Below are 15,864 nucleotides of genomic sequence, written 5' to 3'. Positions count from 1 at the left end.
AATTTAACGAGTTAAGTTAGGAATATCGGTGATAACGGTTTGAATATAATCAATCATCAATGATAACATTGAAGGTCCTAAAATAATTAATACAGCAATCACCGCCAAAATTTTGGGAATAAATGATAATGTCATTTCGTTAATTTGCGTTGCCGCTTGTAATAAGCTAATGATTAACCCTGTTACTAATGCCACTAACAGTAATGGCCCTGCCAGTGATCCAGCAACTTTTATGGCTTGCGTTGCTAAGGTGCTAATATATTCAGGTGACATGGTGCAACTCAACTAAAAAAGCTTTGTGCCAGCGAACCGAGTAATAAGTGCCAACCATCGGCCAATACAAATAACATTAATTTAAATGGCAGTGATACCGTTGCTGGTGGCACCATCATCATCCCTAATGCCATAAGTGTGCTGGCGACTACTAGGTCAATGACTAAAAAAGGAATAAAAATGGTAAAACCGATTTGAAATGCTGTTTTTAATTCACTCACCACAAAAGCGGGAACCAACACTTTTAGAGGGATGTCTTCGCGTGTTTGAATATCGTTTTGATGAGACATGTTAACAAATAACGCTAGGTCGTTTTCTCGCGTTTGGGTAAGCATAAATTCTTTTAACGGTTTTGTTGCTTTGGTTAAACCTTCTTGCATGGTGATTTGATGTTGCGAATAGGGCACATAAGCGTCTTGATAAATGTTATCAATCACCGGCGACATAATAAAAAAGGTCATAAACAATGCAATCCCTAAAATAACTTGATTAGGGGGCGCGGATTGCGTACCAAGGGCATTACGTAACAGACCTAACACAATGATGATGCGTGTAAAGCTGGTCATCAAAAGTAATATTGCTGGTATAAAAGTGAGTAAGGTCAAAAAGACTAATGTCTCAACTGGTAATGACCAATTTTGCCCACCACTCAAGGGCTGGTTCATGACGGATAATGCAGGAATTTCAGCATGGCTCGATAGGCTAAACAACAATAAGCTTAGCAAAATAGTTAAATTTAACCGCACTTGTTGTTACTCCTTTTTCGGTTTTAAAGCGGATTGTAATATCTGCTGAAAGGTGTGATTTTTCGTCAGGTTTTTCTCTGCCACATTTTGCGCAAGTAACATTTTGCTGCGTTGTTCATCGATGGTATGTAATAATGTCATTTGTTGAGAAGTTACACCTACCACTAATAGTTGGTTATCAACATGAACCACCATAATACGTTCTTTAGGCGTAATACTGTATGTGGCTTTGACATCAATCCATTGGTCGGCTTTTTTTTTCCAACCCATTCGTTTAGCAAGCCATGCTAACAATAAAATACAACCAATGACCACAATCAGCATTAATCCCATTGATGATCCAACTTCGGTGTAAATATTGGCCTGAGAAGATGGCACCAATAAGGTATTGGTGTTGGCTGTTGGAACCACTGGTTGTGCCAAATTTGTCTGCTTTATTGCCATTAACGACTCAATCTTCGTACACGCTCTGATGGGGTAATAATATCGGTGATGCGCACACCATAGTTATCGCCAACCACCACAATTTCACCTTGGGCAATTAAATAACCATTAATTAATATATCCAAGGGTTCTCCGGCAAGTCCATCTAATGCAATTACCGATCCTTGAGTTAGGTTTAACAGATCTTTAATGGCTATTTTGGTTCGGCCAAGCTCGACACTTAGTTCTACAGGAATATCTAATATAAGATTAATATCTTGCTTTTTGTCTTCCGTGTGTTGCGGAGATAGTGTTTCAAAAATCGCTTCTTTCGTGATGAGCTCGTCACTTGCTACTGTTGTTTTTTGGTTTTCGTCGTGATTTGGTTTGGTGTCAGTCATTGAACACTCCCTCATTCAATTGTTCTATCACAGGATTAATCACCTGTTCTACTTGAATTGCATATTGTTTATTTACTTTACCGTAATGGCCTTTTAATACTGGTACGCCACCGACTGTTACATCTAAACTTGTTGGTTTATCGATCACTAAAATATCATCCACTTTTAAGGCTAACAGTTTGTTAACGGTTGTGTGAATATGGGTAAAGTTAGCGACTAATTCGACGGTTGATTGTTTGATTCCAGTCGTTAATGAACTCATCCAAACATTATCATCTTGATAAGTCTGTGGCTCGACAGGCGGTTTTATTAGCAACTCTTTGATTGGCTCGACCATAGAATAAGGAATACAAACACAAAAGGTTGCTTTACTATGCCCCACTTCAACTTTAAAGTTTGTTGTTAACACAATATCATCAGGTGAACTGGTAATATTGGTAAATTTACTTTGCATTTCAGATCGAATATATTCGGCTTCAATCGGGTAGACATCAGCCCATGAATTTTGATAAATAACTAATGCTAACTCTAGTACTCGTTTAATGATCTGTTGTTCGGTATGGGTAAATTCACGCCCTTCTGTTTCTATTTGAGTTGTATGTCCATCACCACCAAATAACGAATCGACAATAATAAAAACTAATTCAGGTGAAAATGAAAATAAACTTGAACCTCTTAGTGGGTTAAGATGCACTAAATTTAAATGGTTTGCCGATGAAATATCAGAAAACTCTTTGAACGTATGAGGCTCAACGGGTGAAGCCACCACATCAGTATTGCGACGTAATCGGTTGAATAAACCAATTCGAAATTGACGGGCAAAACGTTCATTTATAATTTCTAACGCAGTTAAACGCTCAGGAATAAAGCGATGTTTGACCGATAGATCATAGGGTTTAACGTCGGCTTTTTTCCCAGAAGGTAACGAGACAACGGAAGCACCAGTATTGTCATCATCTTCAGCTATCACAAAACTTTCAGATTGTTGTGCTACGTCATCCTTTTCATTTATATCTGTTGTGGCTTCGATCTTATCGGGCATAATAATCACCGTATAATAAAATCAGTAAATAGAACTTCATCAATCTTTACCGAATGTTTTGCATCATATTTTCGCGATAACGTATTTTTAATTTGTTCTTGTAAATTGATTTTCCCTGATTCTTGCTTTAGTTGATTAATATACTGTTTTGACGTTAAAAGCAGCACATCACTTCTCACTTCTGGCAAATAATCTAATAGCACCGTTTTTTGATCTTCATTAGCAACTCGTAAAACGATACCAATATAAAGAATTTTGTTGATATCGATATTTTCTTCTGAAACAGGTAATGAAATCGTAAATGGTTTTAATGTTAAAAATACAGGCGACAAGATTTCGGGTTCTTCTGGCTCTGTATGGGTGTTTGGTGAATGGTTTTGAAACCATAAATAAGCCGCAAAGCTTATCGCTGATAGCGTAATCAGAGTAAGGATTAAATTTAAAACACTGACTTTTTTTGAGGCTGTAGGCATATTTATTCTTGTCTCTATAAAATTTAAAAAGATCTCTAATCCATTAGCTGGACATGGTTACAAGAATAATAAAGCATATTTTTAAAATCGATTTGAAGAATAGGCAATAAAACATTACCTATTTATGCGCTTCAAATTATTTACATCGAAAATTAAAAAATAATGTCAATCGTTAAGCAAATATGCTAAGACCACAGTTGTGCGAACGATTTTCAACGATGATTTGCTCAACACCAGCATCGGTCGCATCAAGCGTTTGCACGGTCGGTAACGGGTTATTTTTTGTTTGTTGATGCATATCGGATTGCTGTGAATCGTTCATCATCGAAAAGTCACCAATATTGGCTTGCTCTAGCATAATGCCTTGATCTTCCAATGATGTTCTTAAAAAAGGTAATGCCGATTCTAACATACCTTTAACAACACTATGCGCAGCCATCATATGAAGATTCATCTTATCGTCATTCATGGCAAGTTTAATATGCAATGATCCTAACTCTTGTGGATGTAATTTGATGTCGGCAGTTTGAATACCTTGACGATTAAACATAATAATTTGTTCAGTTAATGAAGTTTGCCATTGCGCTATATTCACTGGCGTTGATAAATTGATTGTAGCTGATGTGGCGGTGGCATTAGATGGCGATAATAAGGAACTTAATCCATTTGCATTAGTCGTCAACGAGAATTCTTGATTAGTATGCACTGCCACATCTTTATCATATTGATTTGCTATAAATTGAGTTTGAGCTGTCGCTAATTTTTGCATAATATCATTAGCATTTTGCGTATTATTTGTTTGATTAACATACAAATTATTAAGACCGCCTTTAATGCTGGTCGCTTTTTTATGAGCAACGTCAAGCTTTATCCCCTTGTTATCGTTCGTTAACGACGCTACATCTGTTTGTGGTGTTACTTTATTAATTAAATCTTCACTGTCATAGATAGAGGTAAGTAACTGCGTTGCCTGCTCATTTTCCCATGTTTCTGACGATGAATGATCAAATAAATTAGTATTTAGATTATTTGTTCTCAATGCATTGAAACGAGTTGTTATATCACCATTTTGTGCTGTACTTACAAGGGCACGTTTTTCTTGCTCAAAATCCTGTATATTAATGGGATAAATAGACATCATTAATACCTCGTCTTTAAGGTCATTATCTTCGTGCTCATCTTCGGTCACATTTGACTTGGCATTAACTGATTTTTCCCCCTGCTCTGCTTGATTTTCGCTTAGTCGCAATAGTTGTTGTTGAAAGCAATCATTATCATCAGCCATTACGTCCGTTTCAACACTCTTTGATTGATGAGAAGTGGTCATGTTCAAATCATTAATAAGATTAATATTCATTTAATGCTCTCCTTGCTAGTTGTAACTGTGCAAATTCATCTGTCAGTTTTTGTTGTAAACGATTTTGTTGTTGTTGCTGTTTTTTATATTGCTTGTCTAATAGTGTCGTATAGGTATTTAAGCTTTTTTGCGATTGATTAAGTTGATTGGTGATTTGCTTTTGCTTAATATCCAACGTTAACAATACTTTTTGCTGTTGCGCAATGCCTTGCTCAATAGTTGAAATAAAGGCATTAAAATTATTCAATTCACCGCCTTTAATACCACGAGATAAAGCGTTATTTAATTTTTGTTGATATTCAGCATAATAATCATTTAATACATGCAGTTGCGATTGTGCATGACGATGATTTTCATGCGCTTTTTTTAACTTAATTAAAGTCTCATCGACCGATTTTTTTGCTAGTTTTTTTAATGTTAAAAACGCAAATTGCCCAGAATTTTTATTTGCCATTACGCTTTCCTAACTCGTTACTGTTGGTTCGACAATGCTCACTAATTGTTGATAAGCATCTTGATAGCTACAATGTTCATTAATACTTTGCTGTAAAAATTTTTGCATGGCAGGAAACAATACTATCGCCCTATCCAATAAAGGATCAGTACCCGTTACATAAGCTCCCACATTGATCAAATCGCGATTTCGTTGGAAGCTTGAAAACAATTGTTTAAATAATCGGGATTTTTTTTCGTCTTCAGGCGCAGTAAGATCGGTCATCACCCGACTAATTGAAGCTTCAATATCAATGGCAGGATAATGCCCAGACTCAGCAAGCGAGCGAGATAAAACAATATGCCCATCTAAAATCGCTCTGGCCGAATCGGCAATCGGATCTTGTTGATCATCACCTTCTGTCAATACCGTATAAAATGCCGTAATGGAACCTTTTCCGTTTTCATCATTACCCGCTCTTTCAACTAATGCCGGTAATTTGGCAAAGACCGAAGGAGGATAGCCTTTCGTTGCTGGAGGTTCTCCTATCGCTAAAGCAATTTCTCGTTGTGCCATTGCATAACGCGTTAAAGAGTCCATAATAAGTAAAACGTTAAAACCTTTATCGCGAAAGTTTTCGGCAATTTTTGTTGCATACGCAGCACCTTGTAAGCGCAATAATGGTGACACATCGGCGGGAGCCGCTATAACAACCGCTCGAGCTAATCCTTCTTCGCCTAAAATATTTTCGATAAAATCTTTAACTTCTCGCCCACGCTCACCAATCAGACCAACAACAATAATATCCGCTTGCGTGTAGCGTGCCATCATGCCAAGTAAGACACTTTTGCCAACCCCAGATCCTGCAAATAAGCCCATTCGTTGCCCTTTACCAACGGTTAATAAGGCATTTATGGCTCTGACACCAACATCAAGTACCTGATGAACAGGGGTGCGTTGTAATGGGTTAATCGCTTTATGAGATAATCCTTCAAACTCAACCTGCTCAGGTAACGGTTTACCATCTAAAGGTTTCCCCATAGCATCAACCACTCGACCTAATAAAGCCATTCCCATTGGTAAGACTTTATGACTAAAGTGTGTTAGATTATATTGCTTAGTATAGACGCGTGCGCCTAATAAAATACCGTCCGTTGATTCAAACGGCATTAAGTAAAGTGTTTTATCATTAAAGCCAACTACTTCGCATTCAACTGGCTCCGTTTGACCATTGGTTTGTCGTTCAACCAAGCAATTAGATCCCAAAGGTAATTTTAATCCAACTGCTTCAAGCACCAATCCTGATGCTTTAACTAAGCGTCCGTATTGGCGAATTAACGATAGTGATTCAAGTTGTTGTGTAGCTTGGTCAATTTTACTTAGCCATTGTGAAGAATATTTCACGTTAATAATCATCCTCTTTTAGGCTATCAGATATTATTTGCCAGTGGTCATTGATATTGGCATCAATTTCATTAGTATCGGTTATAATTTTGCAACTGCCTATTTCAATGTTAGGATCGGCAATCAATTGCCATTGTTCTTTCTGATTTTCTTCATTAAATAGGGGTTCTAACCATTGCAAATCAGTAGGATTAAGATGTAACGATATCGGTTCTGATAAAAGTGGACACTGCTCAACTAATGTTTGTATGGTATGGATTAACTGCTTTTGTTTTACTTTAGCCATGCTGCCTACTGTTTTTTGTGCCGCAATTAACGCCAAATCAAACAATTTAGGCACAATTAACTCATCAATATCATTAATTGATTGTTGAAAGTTACTGACTAAATCAGTTATAGCATGAACTGTTTTGCGTTTTTCATCATTAAGCTGCTGTTCAATCTGTTCACGTCCCTCTTGTTGTCCAAGGCGATATCCTTGTTCATAGCCAGCTTGTTTACCTTCTTCAAAGCCTTCAGATCGACCTAAATTAAACCCTTCTTGGTAGGCTTTAGCTTCAATCTCCTGCTTTAACTGCTCCAATGTTTGTTCGATCTCGTTAGGCTCAATGGGTTCATGCTCAAAATCAGGAGCAGACGCTGGTTCACTAACCTCTAGTTGCTCAATCTCATTGCTTTTGCTTAATTCTGATAGCTTAGATGATGCTAAATCGCGAAAGCTTAATGGTTCCCAATTTAATCTATCGGGCTGATTATACATATTCATCATCACCGCTAGTTAGAATCATTTCACCGCTTTCAGCTAATCGACGAGCAATAGCCAGAATTTTCTTCTGTTCGGTTTCTACTTGAGATAAACGTACAGGCGGCCTATTTTCTAAATCTTCACGTAAAATAGATGCAGCTCGCTGTGACATATTTTTCAATAGTTTGTCACGTAATTCAACTGATGCCCCTTTCAATGCAATAATCAATATTTCATTATCGACTTCTTTAAGTAAGCGTTGGATACTTCTATCATCCACTTCAACAAGATTTTCAAACAAGAACATTTCATCAATAATTTTTTGCGTTAACTCTCCATCATAATCACGCAATGCATTGATAACCTGCTCTTCTTGTTGTGTTTTCATTAAGTTAATAATTTCTGCCGCAGTACGTATTCCACCAAGATTATTCAGTTTGATATTTTGACCATGTAATAATGTCGATAATGAGGATGAGAGTAATTGCAGCGCAGAAGGCTCAACCCCACCAAAAGTCGCAATACGTAACATAACATCGTTACGCAATTCATCATCAAACAGATTTAAAATTTCTGCTGCTAAATCACGATTTAGATGAACTAAAATAGTCGCAATGATTTGCGGATGCTCTTTTTTGACCAGATCAACTGCTCTTGTCGCATCAACATAGTTGAGCATTTCAAGACCATCGGTCGCTTCTTCTTGATCAGTCGATAATAGTTCATCAAGTAAACGTTCAGCTTTCTCAGCACCTAATGAGCGCCCTAATATTGAACGTAAATAGCCATTTGGATCGGTATTTAAAACCGCACATTCTTCAAGAGCAACTTGGCATTCGTTAAGTATGCCTTTCAATTGTTCTTGTGAAAACTGAGGTAATGACATCATAGCGCTACTAATTTGTTGCACTTCTTTTTGACTAAGATGTTGCATGACCTGTGCTGCAAGCCCTTCACCTAACACCATTAAAATCGCAGCGACTTTTTGAGATTCACTTAAAATCATTGTTTAGCTTCCTCTTTATTGATCCAACTACGAATAATTAATGCCATGACACGAGGTTCTTTCTCAACTATTTTGCGTATGTGCTGTTGTTGTTGCATATTATCTTCAAATATTTTGTGCTGTTGTTTACTGTGTGCTTTATAATCTAACTTTTCTTCTACTGTTGATTTAGGATTCAATGATTCCTCTTTTCCGATCAAGAATTGACGTTGTAATTTCAACCATAATGAACGTAATACCTTGCGCCACATAATCCAGATAATGAGAATATAAATGAGATATTTAATCCCTGTTTTAACAGAATCATAAAATTCATTAGTTTTCCAAAATGCGATCTCGTCATTGTCATCAAGTGCTTGATCGGAAAATTTCAAATTCGCAACAGTTAATGTATCGCCACGTAAATCAGAAAAGCCCATTGCCTGACGCGCGAGTGCTTCAATATTTTGAAGTTCATCATTATCTAGCTTGACCCATTGTTCTGTTATAGAAGGTGACGGGCTGTCATCTTCTTCAGATTTAGCATTGTCTGACTCAGCTGTAACAAATTTATAATTAACCAAAACAGCAACCGATAAACGTTTAATCCGACCTTCAGGTATTTGACTGCGTATCACTTGTCTATTGACTTCAAAATTAACGGTATTATTTGATTGTAAGTTATAAGATGCTTGTTTATCGTTTTTTTCAGGCGATTCATCTTTTTCATCAATCGGTGCGCTAGATGTCGGTACAGGTTGATTCGATAATGCCCCAGGCACCCCACCTATAGCATAACTTTTAGCGGATTGGCGATTTTCGACTTGTTGCTTACTGCGAATAGTTTGATTGGCAATATCGCTATTTGGATCATAAGTTTCTGAAGTCGATTCTTGTCGGCTAAAATCAACATCGGCATTAACTTGTACCTTAACATTCTGTTTACCCAAAATTGGGATAATGATTTTTTCTACTCGCTCACGAACACTATTTTCAATTCGCTCACTAAATTCGAGTTGAGCCACATTGGTATTTCTATCTCGGTAGCCTTCTCCGGTTAATAGGTGACCATGCTGATCAATAATGGTCACTTTATCTGCATGTAATTCTGGCACACTACTTGAAATTAAATGGATAATGGCATCAATTTGGCCTTGTGATAATGAGCGACCAGGTAATAACGTTAATGCCACCGATGCTGAAGGGGATTTTCTTTCCCTGACAAATAAAGATGGCTTAGGCATTGCCAAGTGCACTCTGGCATCATTAATACTACTGATGATGGATATGGTTCGAGATAATTCCCCTTCTAAAGCCCGCTGATAATTGATTTGTTCATTGAATTGGCTCATACCAAAACTTTCTTTATCGAGCAATTCAAAACCAACGGATCCACCTTTAGGTAAACCTTGTTGTGCAATACGTAATCGGGTATCGTAAACTTTATCTTGTGGAATTAAAATAGCTGAGCCAGAAGATGAAAATTGATAAGGAATATTCATCTTATCAAGCTGGCTAATAATTTCGCCACCATCTTTATCATTTAAATTACTAAACAAAACACTATAAGACTCATCTTTAGCCCATAAATAGATGAAACTAATAATCGCTATTGTAATTACACCGGCAATTAACAATGCCATTTTGGTGTTTTGTTTTAGTTGATTGACAAAAGGCAACTTATTTAAGATTGATTCACCTTTATTATTGACTGCTTCGCTAGCCATAGCATCCTGACTCTAAACTATTTAGATTAACTCTGTAGTTTATTATCCATATATTTGAAAAATTCAATGGCGAGAAAAGCGTGCAGTTTTTCCCTTACTTAAACCCTTTGGTTTTTTATTTATATGTTAAATTTAGCCATACAGTAACAAAAGAGCTAAAAAGCAGTTATCAAAATGAATACAATCAACACATTCAATCCAATTGAATTCACTAATTTAAATGAATCAACGTCAATATCTCCAAAAACGCATTTTGCAGATAAAAACTTTGTTGCAGAATTAAAAACCGCTTTAGATAACATCAGCCAACTACAAATACAGGCAAATAATGAAGCCAAAGCTTTTGAAATGGGAGAGGCGAATATTTCATTGAATGAGGTTATGGTTAATATGCAAAAATCATCGGTTTCATTACAGTTTGGTATTCAAGTGCGCAATAAACTGGTTGCTGCTTATCAAGAAATTATGAATATGAATGTCTAATTAATGACATCAAATATAATTACCATATCCTAAATTTTGCATTTTACTTTTACAGATAACCATTAATTTTAGTCTAAATGCGATAATCAACTCACCACACCATTCAATTTTAAAATAAGCATCACTCATATTTTTGATGCTTGTTGTACTGCTAAATATATTATTTTCGTTATCAACTGATGGCTCAAAAAACTTTACCATTTTTACTATACTATTTAAAACAATAACGACATAATGCCATCATTTAATAAAAAAACAATCAATGAAATACATAAAGGATTCAAAGTGATAACATTCAAAAAAATAATATTATTAACTAGCCTATTACTTAGCATAGTATCAATCAATTGCCATGCTCAATCCCCTGTTGTGAGTTGCCCTGCAACTTTTTCTGATGGACACCACGTTTACCAGCTTGATAATGCCAAACTATTTGATGGTCCAATCTGTAATAAAGTAGATTTAGTGCCCGAATTTAAAAAAGAAAAAGTAATATGGGAACTTACCCCACAAATAAAGCCGTATTTAGTCTGCGAATATGCTGGAACCAATCATTACATTGTTCTTTATGCCAAGGGAGCAGCTTATTGTGAAAGATACGAAGCACCAGTACAAGCACATTGTATGTCATAACAACTTTTACAGTATGATTTTGAGAAAATAGCAATATAACTATCACCATTTAGTAAAAAATAACGAATAAAATACATTAAGGATCCAAAATGATAACACTAAAAAAAGCCAATATAGCCTTAAATGAACAGCATCTCGACTACCCAACGTTAGGACAACTGATTGTTCTGACATCGCTTGATGGTTTTTCTACTACAAGGGCAATTTGTTATCAAGAAAAGCTTGTTATTGCTGCTAATTTTTATCCACAAAACGGGGATGATTATAAGGTTATATATGTTGTTATTGAACTCGATAAGAAAAATACTCATTATTATTATGAGTCTGATGGAATTCTACCCGATTTTTTTGTCAGCCCTACTGGTAAGGATTATGTGTCTATTACTGTGTACCATCCAGATAAAGATTTAGAAATTATGCTCCCATTATTTGATAGAGAAAATATCACCTATCCAAAGCCCAAACGCCCTATTGTCGGCGATTTTAAGGGAATATGTCATGATTTTTCTATTTTCCATTATGTTGATATTTTTTCAGAAACAAAACCAGATAAATTGATTGCAGTTGCATTTAAAAATGATGATATAAAAAAAACCTATACCAATAAAATTCCGCTTCCAAAACATAACAAATTATTTATTGATTCTTTGCACAATCTTCATCTACTTGCTTGTGTTGACAATGGTTGGTTACATCGCCAAGTTGATGAGATGGGGAACGTTTTACAGTCAAGAAATATCAACACAGGAAAGCGTTTTTATCTAACTTGCGTATTGAATTTAAGCTTTTCTAATACATCAAGTATTTTAAATATTGATGAAAAAGGTAAGTTTTATTTAATCAATGTTTTACCCAACGGAGAAATCGAACAAAATCTATTGCTCGATATGGAAAGACAAATTTATTCTATTTGGGAACCGATAAAAATCGCCGCAGAAACGTTTGTTATGCGATTCACAGATGAAATCGGCAATGGGTGGATTACAATTCAAAATAATCAGGTGATCGAAGCCTTTTCTCAGGAAACCGTAGGTTGCTATATAAACCTATACTCAAAAGAAGTGTTTAAATTATCCACAAAAGAATTAATCATTAGTGAGATCGTCAAAACCAAAGATGCCAATTATACTGTTGTTTTTTACGGAAAAGAAGAAGACAATAACACAAAAAACAAAGAGTTAATTATTTTAAATCGCGATATTGATTAAGGCTGTTTAACGAGATGCTTGCTTGGTTCCTATCGATGAATAAGATTCAAGCAAGGCATCTACAAACTTACATTAAACAGGCAATTTTTTGATAGCTACCGATTTTAGTTTGATAATCGGCATGCTTGCCAATCAATTCTCTAAGCTGAGAATGGCGAGTAATCATTAATTGGGTTAACTGCTGCTGATAGCTAAGTATATTTTTGATATACATTCGAATCATGTCTTGATGTTGCAATGGCATGTTTTCAATTTTCGAAAAATCATCAACCAACATAATACCTTTCGATAATTGATGGTATTTCGCCTGCCAACTCAACAATAAATCCCAGTTTTCATTCTGGGCATTTATCAACATTTGTTCAACAACATAATTAAATTGTTCGTATTGTTCTAATAAGTTATTTCCTTGCATAATCATCCTTTTTTATTTTGCAATTTCACGCCAAGATTCGGCAATATTATTTAATAAATCGAAACAGGTTTGTAATTTTTCTTTATCATTATGTAAATTGGCTAGAACTAACTGTTGGCTAATATACCGATATAGACGATCTAAATTTTCAGCAATTTCACCACCTTTTTCTAAATCTAAGCAACTTTTAAGCCCATTATCAACAATATTAATCGCTTTAGAAATCGCGTTACCTTTACCTACAATATTGCCCTTTTCGATATACAAGTTAGCCAATTTAATTGCATTAAGTGCACCATCAAATAATAAAACGATTAATTGATGAGGGGATGCCTGATTAACACGGGTTTCTAAATTCACTTGCTCATAGGCTTTAGAACCTAATTTGTACATTACTTCCCTCTATTTTTTTAAGTTTGCCATCATATCAAATTGGGTAGTTAAATAATTACTCATGCTATTTAACGAGTTAATTAAAATATCCAATTGGGTAAATTGAACTCGGTAACGTTCAATGGTTTGTTCGATAGAATTACTCACTTGTTCATGGCGTTTATCTAATGATTTTAATGTGGTATTTAACCCATTAGTTGCCGAATCAATCATACCATCACTATCAATAAATCCACTGACTTTGGCAAAAACCTCATTGGCAATCCCTGTGTTTTTGCCATCACCTGTAAACAGTGTTGCCACTGCATCACTATTTTCATTCAGTGCTTTTTTTAGCTCATTTTCTTTGATCGTTAACGTGCCATTCTTGTCCATATTAATACCGATTTGAGCCAATACCGAATATTCACCCGATTGTCCTTTGGCAAAGATAGAACGGATACTTTGGTCAATATTGCGTAATGTCGCATCACCAACAAGTGGACCATTACTACTATTTAATTCCTTTGAATTTTTATCTTCTGTGGTGAATTTAGTTAACGTTGATATTGTTGACTGTAATTGATTAAATGCTTCGACCCATTCTTTAATGGCTTCTTCTGTTTTTTCGTTATCTGCACTTATAGTCAGGTTTTGGCTGGTTGTCGTAATCTCTTTTAACGTAATATCAACGCCATCTATTACATCTTTAACGGTATTTGAAGCGCTAGTTATCGCAATACCATTAAACGAAAACTTGGCATCTTGCGCTTTTGCAACTTCAGCCATAGGACTATTGCTCGCCTGATTAATGTCAAATCCAATAATATTGTTTAACTTATCATCATCGGATGAAATAGAGGTAATGGCTTGTTGTTCCCCCGTTTCTTTCGACGTAATCACTAATTGATAGCCATCGGTCCCCGAACGAACAATCGCCGCATTCATTGTCGAAGGACTTGTTGTGCCATCCTCATTAACCACTTGAGCATTGTTAATAGCATTTGCTATTGATTCTAAAGATGTTTCATCTTTAGATAAAGTCACATTCAGTTTATTACCATTGGCTTGCTCAATGGTAATCGTGCGAGTTTCATTGTCATTACCCAATTGAGCACTTTTATCATTGATTGCCGATGTGGCAATACGATGAGAAGTTGCTAATTGATCAACAGTAACCGCATAATCACCTAACACCGCTTTGCTATTTGTCTTTACTGAAAAATAATCGTTATTACCTGTCGCTATACGGCTTTGAAATAACTCTTTTTTTTGGAGTTTTGCCGTTGCTGTATTAAACGTTGTTAATGCACTTTTTAACTTACCAAAACCACTAATTTTGGCATTAATCGCTTTTTGTTGTGTAGTGATTGGTGTTAAGCGTGTTTTTTCTGCCGCTTCTAATTGATTTAAAATTTCACCAAGATCGATCCCCGAACCGATTCCCAATGCGCTCATTGCCATGATTTCATCTGCCTATCACAATTATTCAATATTTTTTATATCGGCTAATTTTTTCAAAAATTTAGTCGTTAACAGAATTTTTATTTAATAGATAAAGGTGTCTGTGGTTTTGCGAACAAAAAATCATCATTAAAAATTTATTTTAAAATAAGTTAATTATATGATTTATTTATTAATATCAATTATATTCTGGATTAAATTTGCTGTTTACAAAAAGAGAATCATTAAAAAAATTAAAGATCCCAATTTTATTACCGATAAGTTATTCATCAGCAAAGATATTGAATTAAATTTCGATATATCGTTGATTTCAATATTCATATTAACGGAGATAAAAATGGCACAAGTAATTAATACTAATACTATGTCTTTAATGGCAAGAAACAACCTTAACAATTCTCAAAGCGTTCTTAGCACATCTATCGAGCGTCTTTCATCAGGCATGCGTATTAATAGCGCAAAAGACGATGCAGCAGGTCAAGCTATCGCTAACCGTTTTTCATCAAACATCAAAGGTTTAACTCAAGCTGCTCGTAATGCAAATGATGGTATTTCACTTGCACAAACAACTGAAGGTGCGTTAAATGAAATCAACAATAACGTACAACGTATTCGTGAATTAACCGTTCAAGCAGCAAATGGTACTAACTCTGAAAGCGATCTAGTATCAATTCAAAACGAAATCGATCAACGTTTAGATGAAATCGACCGTGTGTCTAAACAAACTGATTTCAATGGCTCTAAAGTTTTATCTGCAGATAAAACTCTTAAAATTCAAGTAGGTGCAAATGACGGTGAAACAATTGAAATCAATTTAAAAAAAATCGATAGCACTGAGCTTGGTTTAAATGCATTTAATGTATCAGATGCACCAACAGAAGATCCATTAAAAACAATTGATACTGCATTATCAAAAATTGATGCATTACGAGGACAACTTGGTGCGGTACAAAACCGTTTCGAATCAACTGTTACTAATATCAACAATACTGTAAATAACTTAAGTTCTGCACGTAGCCGAATTGAAGATGCGGATTATGCAACAGAAGTATCAAACATGACTCGTGGTCAAATCTTACAACAAGCAGGTACTTCAGTATTAGCACAAGCTAACCAAGTACCACAATCTGTACTTTCTTTATTACAGTAATTTTGATTATCTATTTTTGATCATTCTAACTTAGTCTCTTAGTCATAACAGTATTTTTATCATACTGTTATGACTAATCATTATAATTAGCTATTTTTTATCCCTTTATTCTGCCCATTAAATTCATCAA

General features: G+C 35.3%; 20 protein-coding genes. 4 read left to right on the top strand and 16 right to left on the bottom strand.

From position 1 onward, the window contains the following. Window positions 1–3 precede the first annotated feature (3 nt). From fliQ to fliF, 12 genes are all read right to left on the bottom strand, one after another. Window positions 4–273: a flagellar biosynthesis protein FliQ gene (gene fliQ / locus GYY69_RS04040; protein ID WP_174796537.1), complete on the bottom strand. Its 270-nt coding sequence runs from the start codon at window positions 271–273 to the stop codon at window positions 4–6. A gap of 8 nt (window positions 274–281) precedes the next feature. Next, window positions 282–1,019, bottom strand: a complete 738-nt coding sequence (gene fliP, locus GYY69_RS04035) for a flagellar type III secretion system pore protein FliP (protein WP_342354059.1) — start codon at window positions 1,017–1,019, stop codon at window positions 282–284. A 6-nt stretch (window positions 1,020–1,025) separates the two neighbouring features. Then, the gene (gene fliO, locus GYY69_RS04030; protein ID WP_174796536.1) at window positions 1,026–1,463 is read right to left on the bottom strand and encodes a flagellar biosynthetic protein FliO; all 438 of its coding nucleotides are present in this window, start codon (window positions 1,461–1,463) and stop codon (window positions 1,026–1,028) included. Next, window positions 1,463–1,843, bottom strand: a complete 381-nt coding sequence (gene fliN / locus GYY69_RS04025) for a flagellar motor switch protein FliN (RefSeq protein WP_238786513.1) — start codon at window positions 1,841–1,843, stop codon at window positions 1,463–1,465. Before fliN ends, fliO begins: the two co-directional genes overlap by 1 nt. Further along, on the bottom strand, window positions 1,836–2,885 hold the full coding sequence (gene fliM / locus GYY69_RS04020; protein ID WP_174796534.1) for a flagellar motor switch protein FliM: 1,050 nt from the start codon (window positions 2,883–2,885) through the stop codon (window positions 1,836–1,838). The genes fliN and fliM overlap by 8 nt, the downstream gene beginning before the upstream one ends. A 5-nt stretch (window positions 2,886–2,890) precedes the next feature. Next, complete coding sequence (locus GYY69_RS04015) at window positions 2,891–3,358, bottom strand: flagellar basal body-associated FliL family protein (RefSeq protein ID WP_174796533.1); 468 nt, start codon at window positions 3,356–3,358, stop codon at window positions 2,891–2,893. A 172-nt stretch (window positions 3,359–3,530) separates the two neighbouring features. Continuing rightward, complete coding sequence (locus GYY69_RS04010) at window positions 3,531–4,715, bottom strand: flagellar hook-length control protein FliK (protein ID WP_174796532.1); 1,185 nt, start codon at window positions 4,713–4,715, stop codon at window positions 3,531–3,533. Beyond that, window positions 4,705–5,169 carry a flagellar export protein FliJ gene (gene fliJ, locus GYY69_RS04005; protein ID WP_065586391.1) on the bottom strand — a complete coding sequence of 155 codons (465 nt, stop codon included), beginning with the start codon at window positions 5,167–5,169 and terminating at the stop codon, window positions 4,705–4,707. Before fliJ ends, GYY69_RS04010 begins: the two co-directional genes overlap by 11 nt. A 9-nt stretch (window positions 5,170–5,178) precedes the next feature. Continuing rightward, on the bottom strand, window positions 5,179–6,552 hold the full coding sequence (fliI, locus tag GYY69_RS04000; RefSeq protein ID WP_342354058.1) for a flagellar protein export ATPase FliI: 1,374 nt from the start codon (window positions 6,550–6,552) through the stop codon (window positions 5,179–5,181). A 1-nt stretch (window position 6,553) separates the two neighbouring features. After that, on the bottom strand, window positions 6,554–7,318 hold the full coding sequence (locus GYY69_RS03995) for a flagellar assembly protein FliH (protein ID WP_174796530.1): 765 nt from the start codon (window positions 7,316–7,318) through the stop codon (window positions 6,554–6,556). After that, the gene (fliG, locus tag GYY69_RS03990; RefSeq protein WP_065637743.1) at window positions 7,305–8,303 is read right to left on the bottom strand and encodes a flagellar motor switch protein FliG; all 999 of its coding nucleotides are present in this window, start codon (window positions 8,301–8,303) and stop codon (window positions 7,305–7,307) included. Before fliG ends, GYY69_RS03995 begins: the two co-directional genes overlap by 14 nt. Continuing rightward, the gene (gene fliF, locus GYY69_RS03985; protein ID WP_174796529.1) at window positions 8,300–10,009 is read right to left on the bottom strand and encodes a flagellar basal-body MS-ring/collar protein FliF; all 1,710 of its coding nucleotides are present in this window, start codon (window positions 10,007–10,009) and stop codon (window positions 8,300–8,302) included. Before fliF ends, fliG begins: the two co-directional genes overlap by 4 nt. Before the next feature lie 174 nt (window positions 10,010–10,183). Here fliF and fliE point away from each other — a divergent pair, with 174 nt between their 5' ends. Then, on the top strand, window positions 10,184–10,492 hold the full coding sequence (gene fliE / locus GYY69_RS03980; RefSeq protein ID WP_174796528.1) for a flagellar hook-basal body complex protein FliE: 309 nt from the start codon (window positions 10,184–10,186) through the stop codon (window positions 10,490–10,492). A gap of 9 nt (window positions 10,493–10,501) precedes the next feature. Here the strand turns inward: fliE and GYY69_RS03975 are convergent, their stop codons facing one another. Then, entirely contained in the window at window positions 10,502–10,693 is a 192-nt protein-coding gene (locus GYY69_RS03975; RefSeq protein WP_174796527.1) for a hypothetical protein, read from the bottom strand. Between the two features lie 84 nt (window positions 10,694–10,777). On the opposite strand from GYY69_RS03975, the gene GYY69_RS03970 reads away from it, so the two are divergent. Both GYY69_RS03970 and GYY69_RS03965 read left to right on the top strand, forming a co-directional pair. Then, window positions 10,778–11,125, top strand: coding sequence for an STY0301 family protein (locus GYY69_RS03970; protein WP_174796526.1), 348 nt, complete (start codon window positions 10,778–10,780; stop codon window positions 11,123–11,125). Window positions 11,126–11,214: 89 nt separating this feature from the next. Then, window positions 11,215–12,333, top strand: coding sequence for a hypothetical protein (locus tag GYY69_RS03965; protein WP_174796525.1), 1,119 nt, complete (start codon window positions 11,215–11,217; stop codon window positions 12,331–12,333). A gap of 67 nt (window positions 12,334–12,400) precedes the next feature. On the opposite strand, the gene fliT is transcribed toward GYY69_RS03965, so the two are convergent. The 3 genes from fliT to fliD are packed head-to-tail and all read right to left on the bottom strand — an operon-like array spanning window position 12,401 to window position 14,584. Next, entirely contained in the window at window positions 12,401–12,748 is a 348-nt protein-coding gene (gene fliT, locus GYY69_RS03960; RefSeq protein ID WP_174796524.1) for a flagellar protein FliT, read from the bottom strand. 12 nt (window positions 12,749–12,760) lie between these two features. Next, a complete protein-coding gene (gene fliS / locus GYY69_RS03955) occupies window positions 12,761–13,141 on the bottom strand; it encodes a flagellar export chaperone FliS (protein WP_174796523.1) in 381 nt (126 codons plus the stop codon). A gap of 9 nt (window positions 13,142–13,150) precedes the next feature. Then, window positions 13,151–14,584 (bottom strand): flagellar filament capping protein FliD, encoded by a 1,434-nt coding sequence (fliD, locus tag GYY69_RS03950; RefSeq protein ID WP_174796522.1) that lies wholly within the window; start codon window positions 14,582–14,584, stop codon window positions 13,151–13,153. A 337-nt stretch (window positions 14,585–14,921) separates the two neighbouring features. On the opposite strand from fliD, the gene GYY69_RS03945 reads away from it, so the two are divergent. Continuing rightward, complete coding sequence (locus GYY69_RS03945) at window positions 14,922–15,734, top strand: flagellin N-terminal helical domain-containing protein (protein WP_174796521.1); 813 nt, start codon at window positions 14,922–14,924, stop codon at window positions 15,732–15,734. Window positions 15,735–15,864 lie beyond the last annotated feature (130 nt).

This window comes from Gilliamella sp. ESL0250 (assembly GCF_013345045.1).
In the GTDB taxonomy this organism is placed as follows: Bacteria; Pseudomonadota; Gammaproteobacteria; order Enterobacterales; family Orbaceae; genus Gilliamella; species Gilliamella apicola_H.
This window is presented reverse-complemented; position numbering and strand designations above follow the sequence as displayed.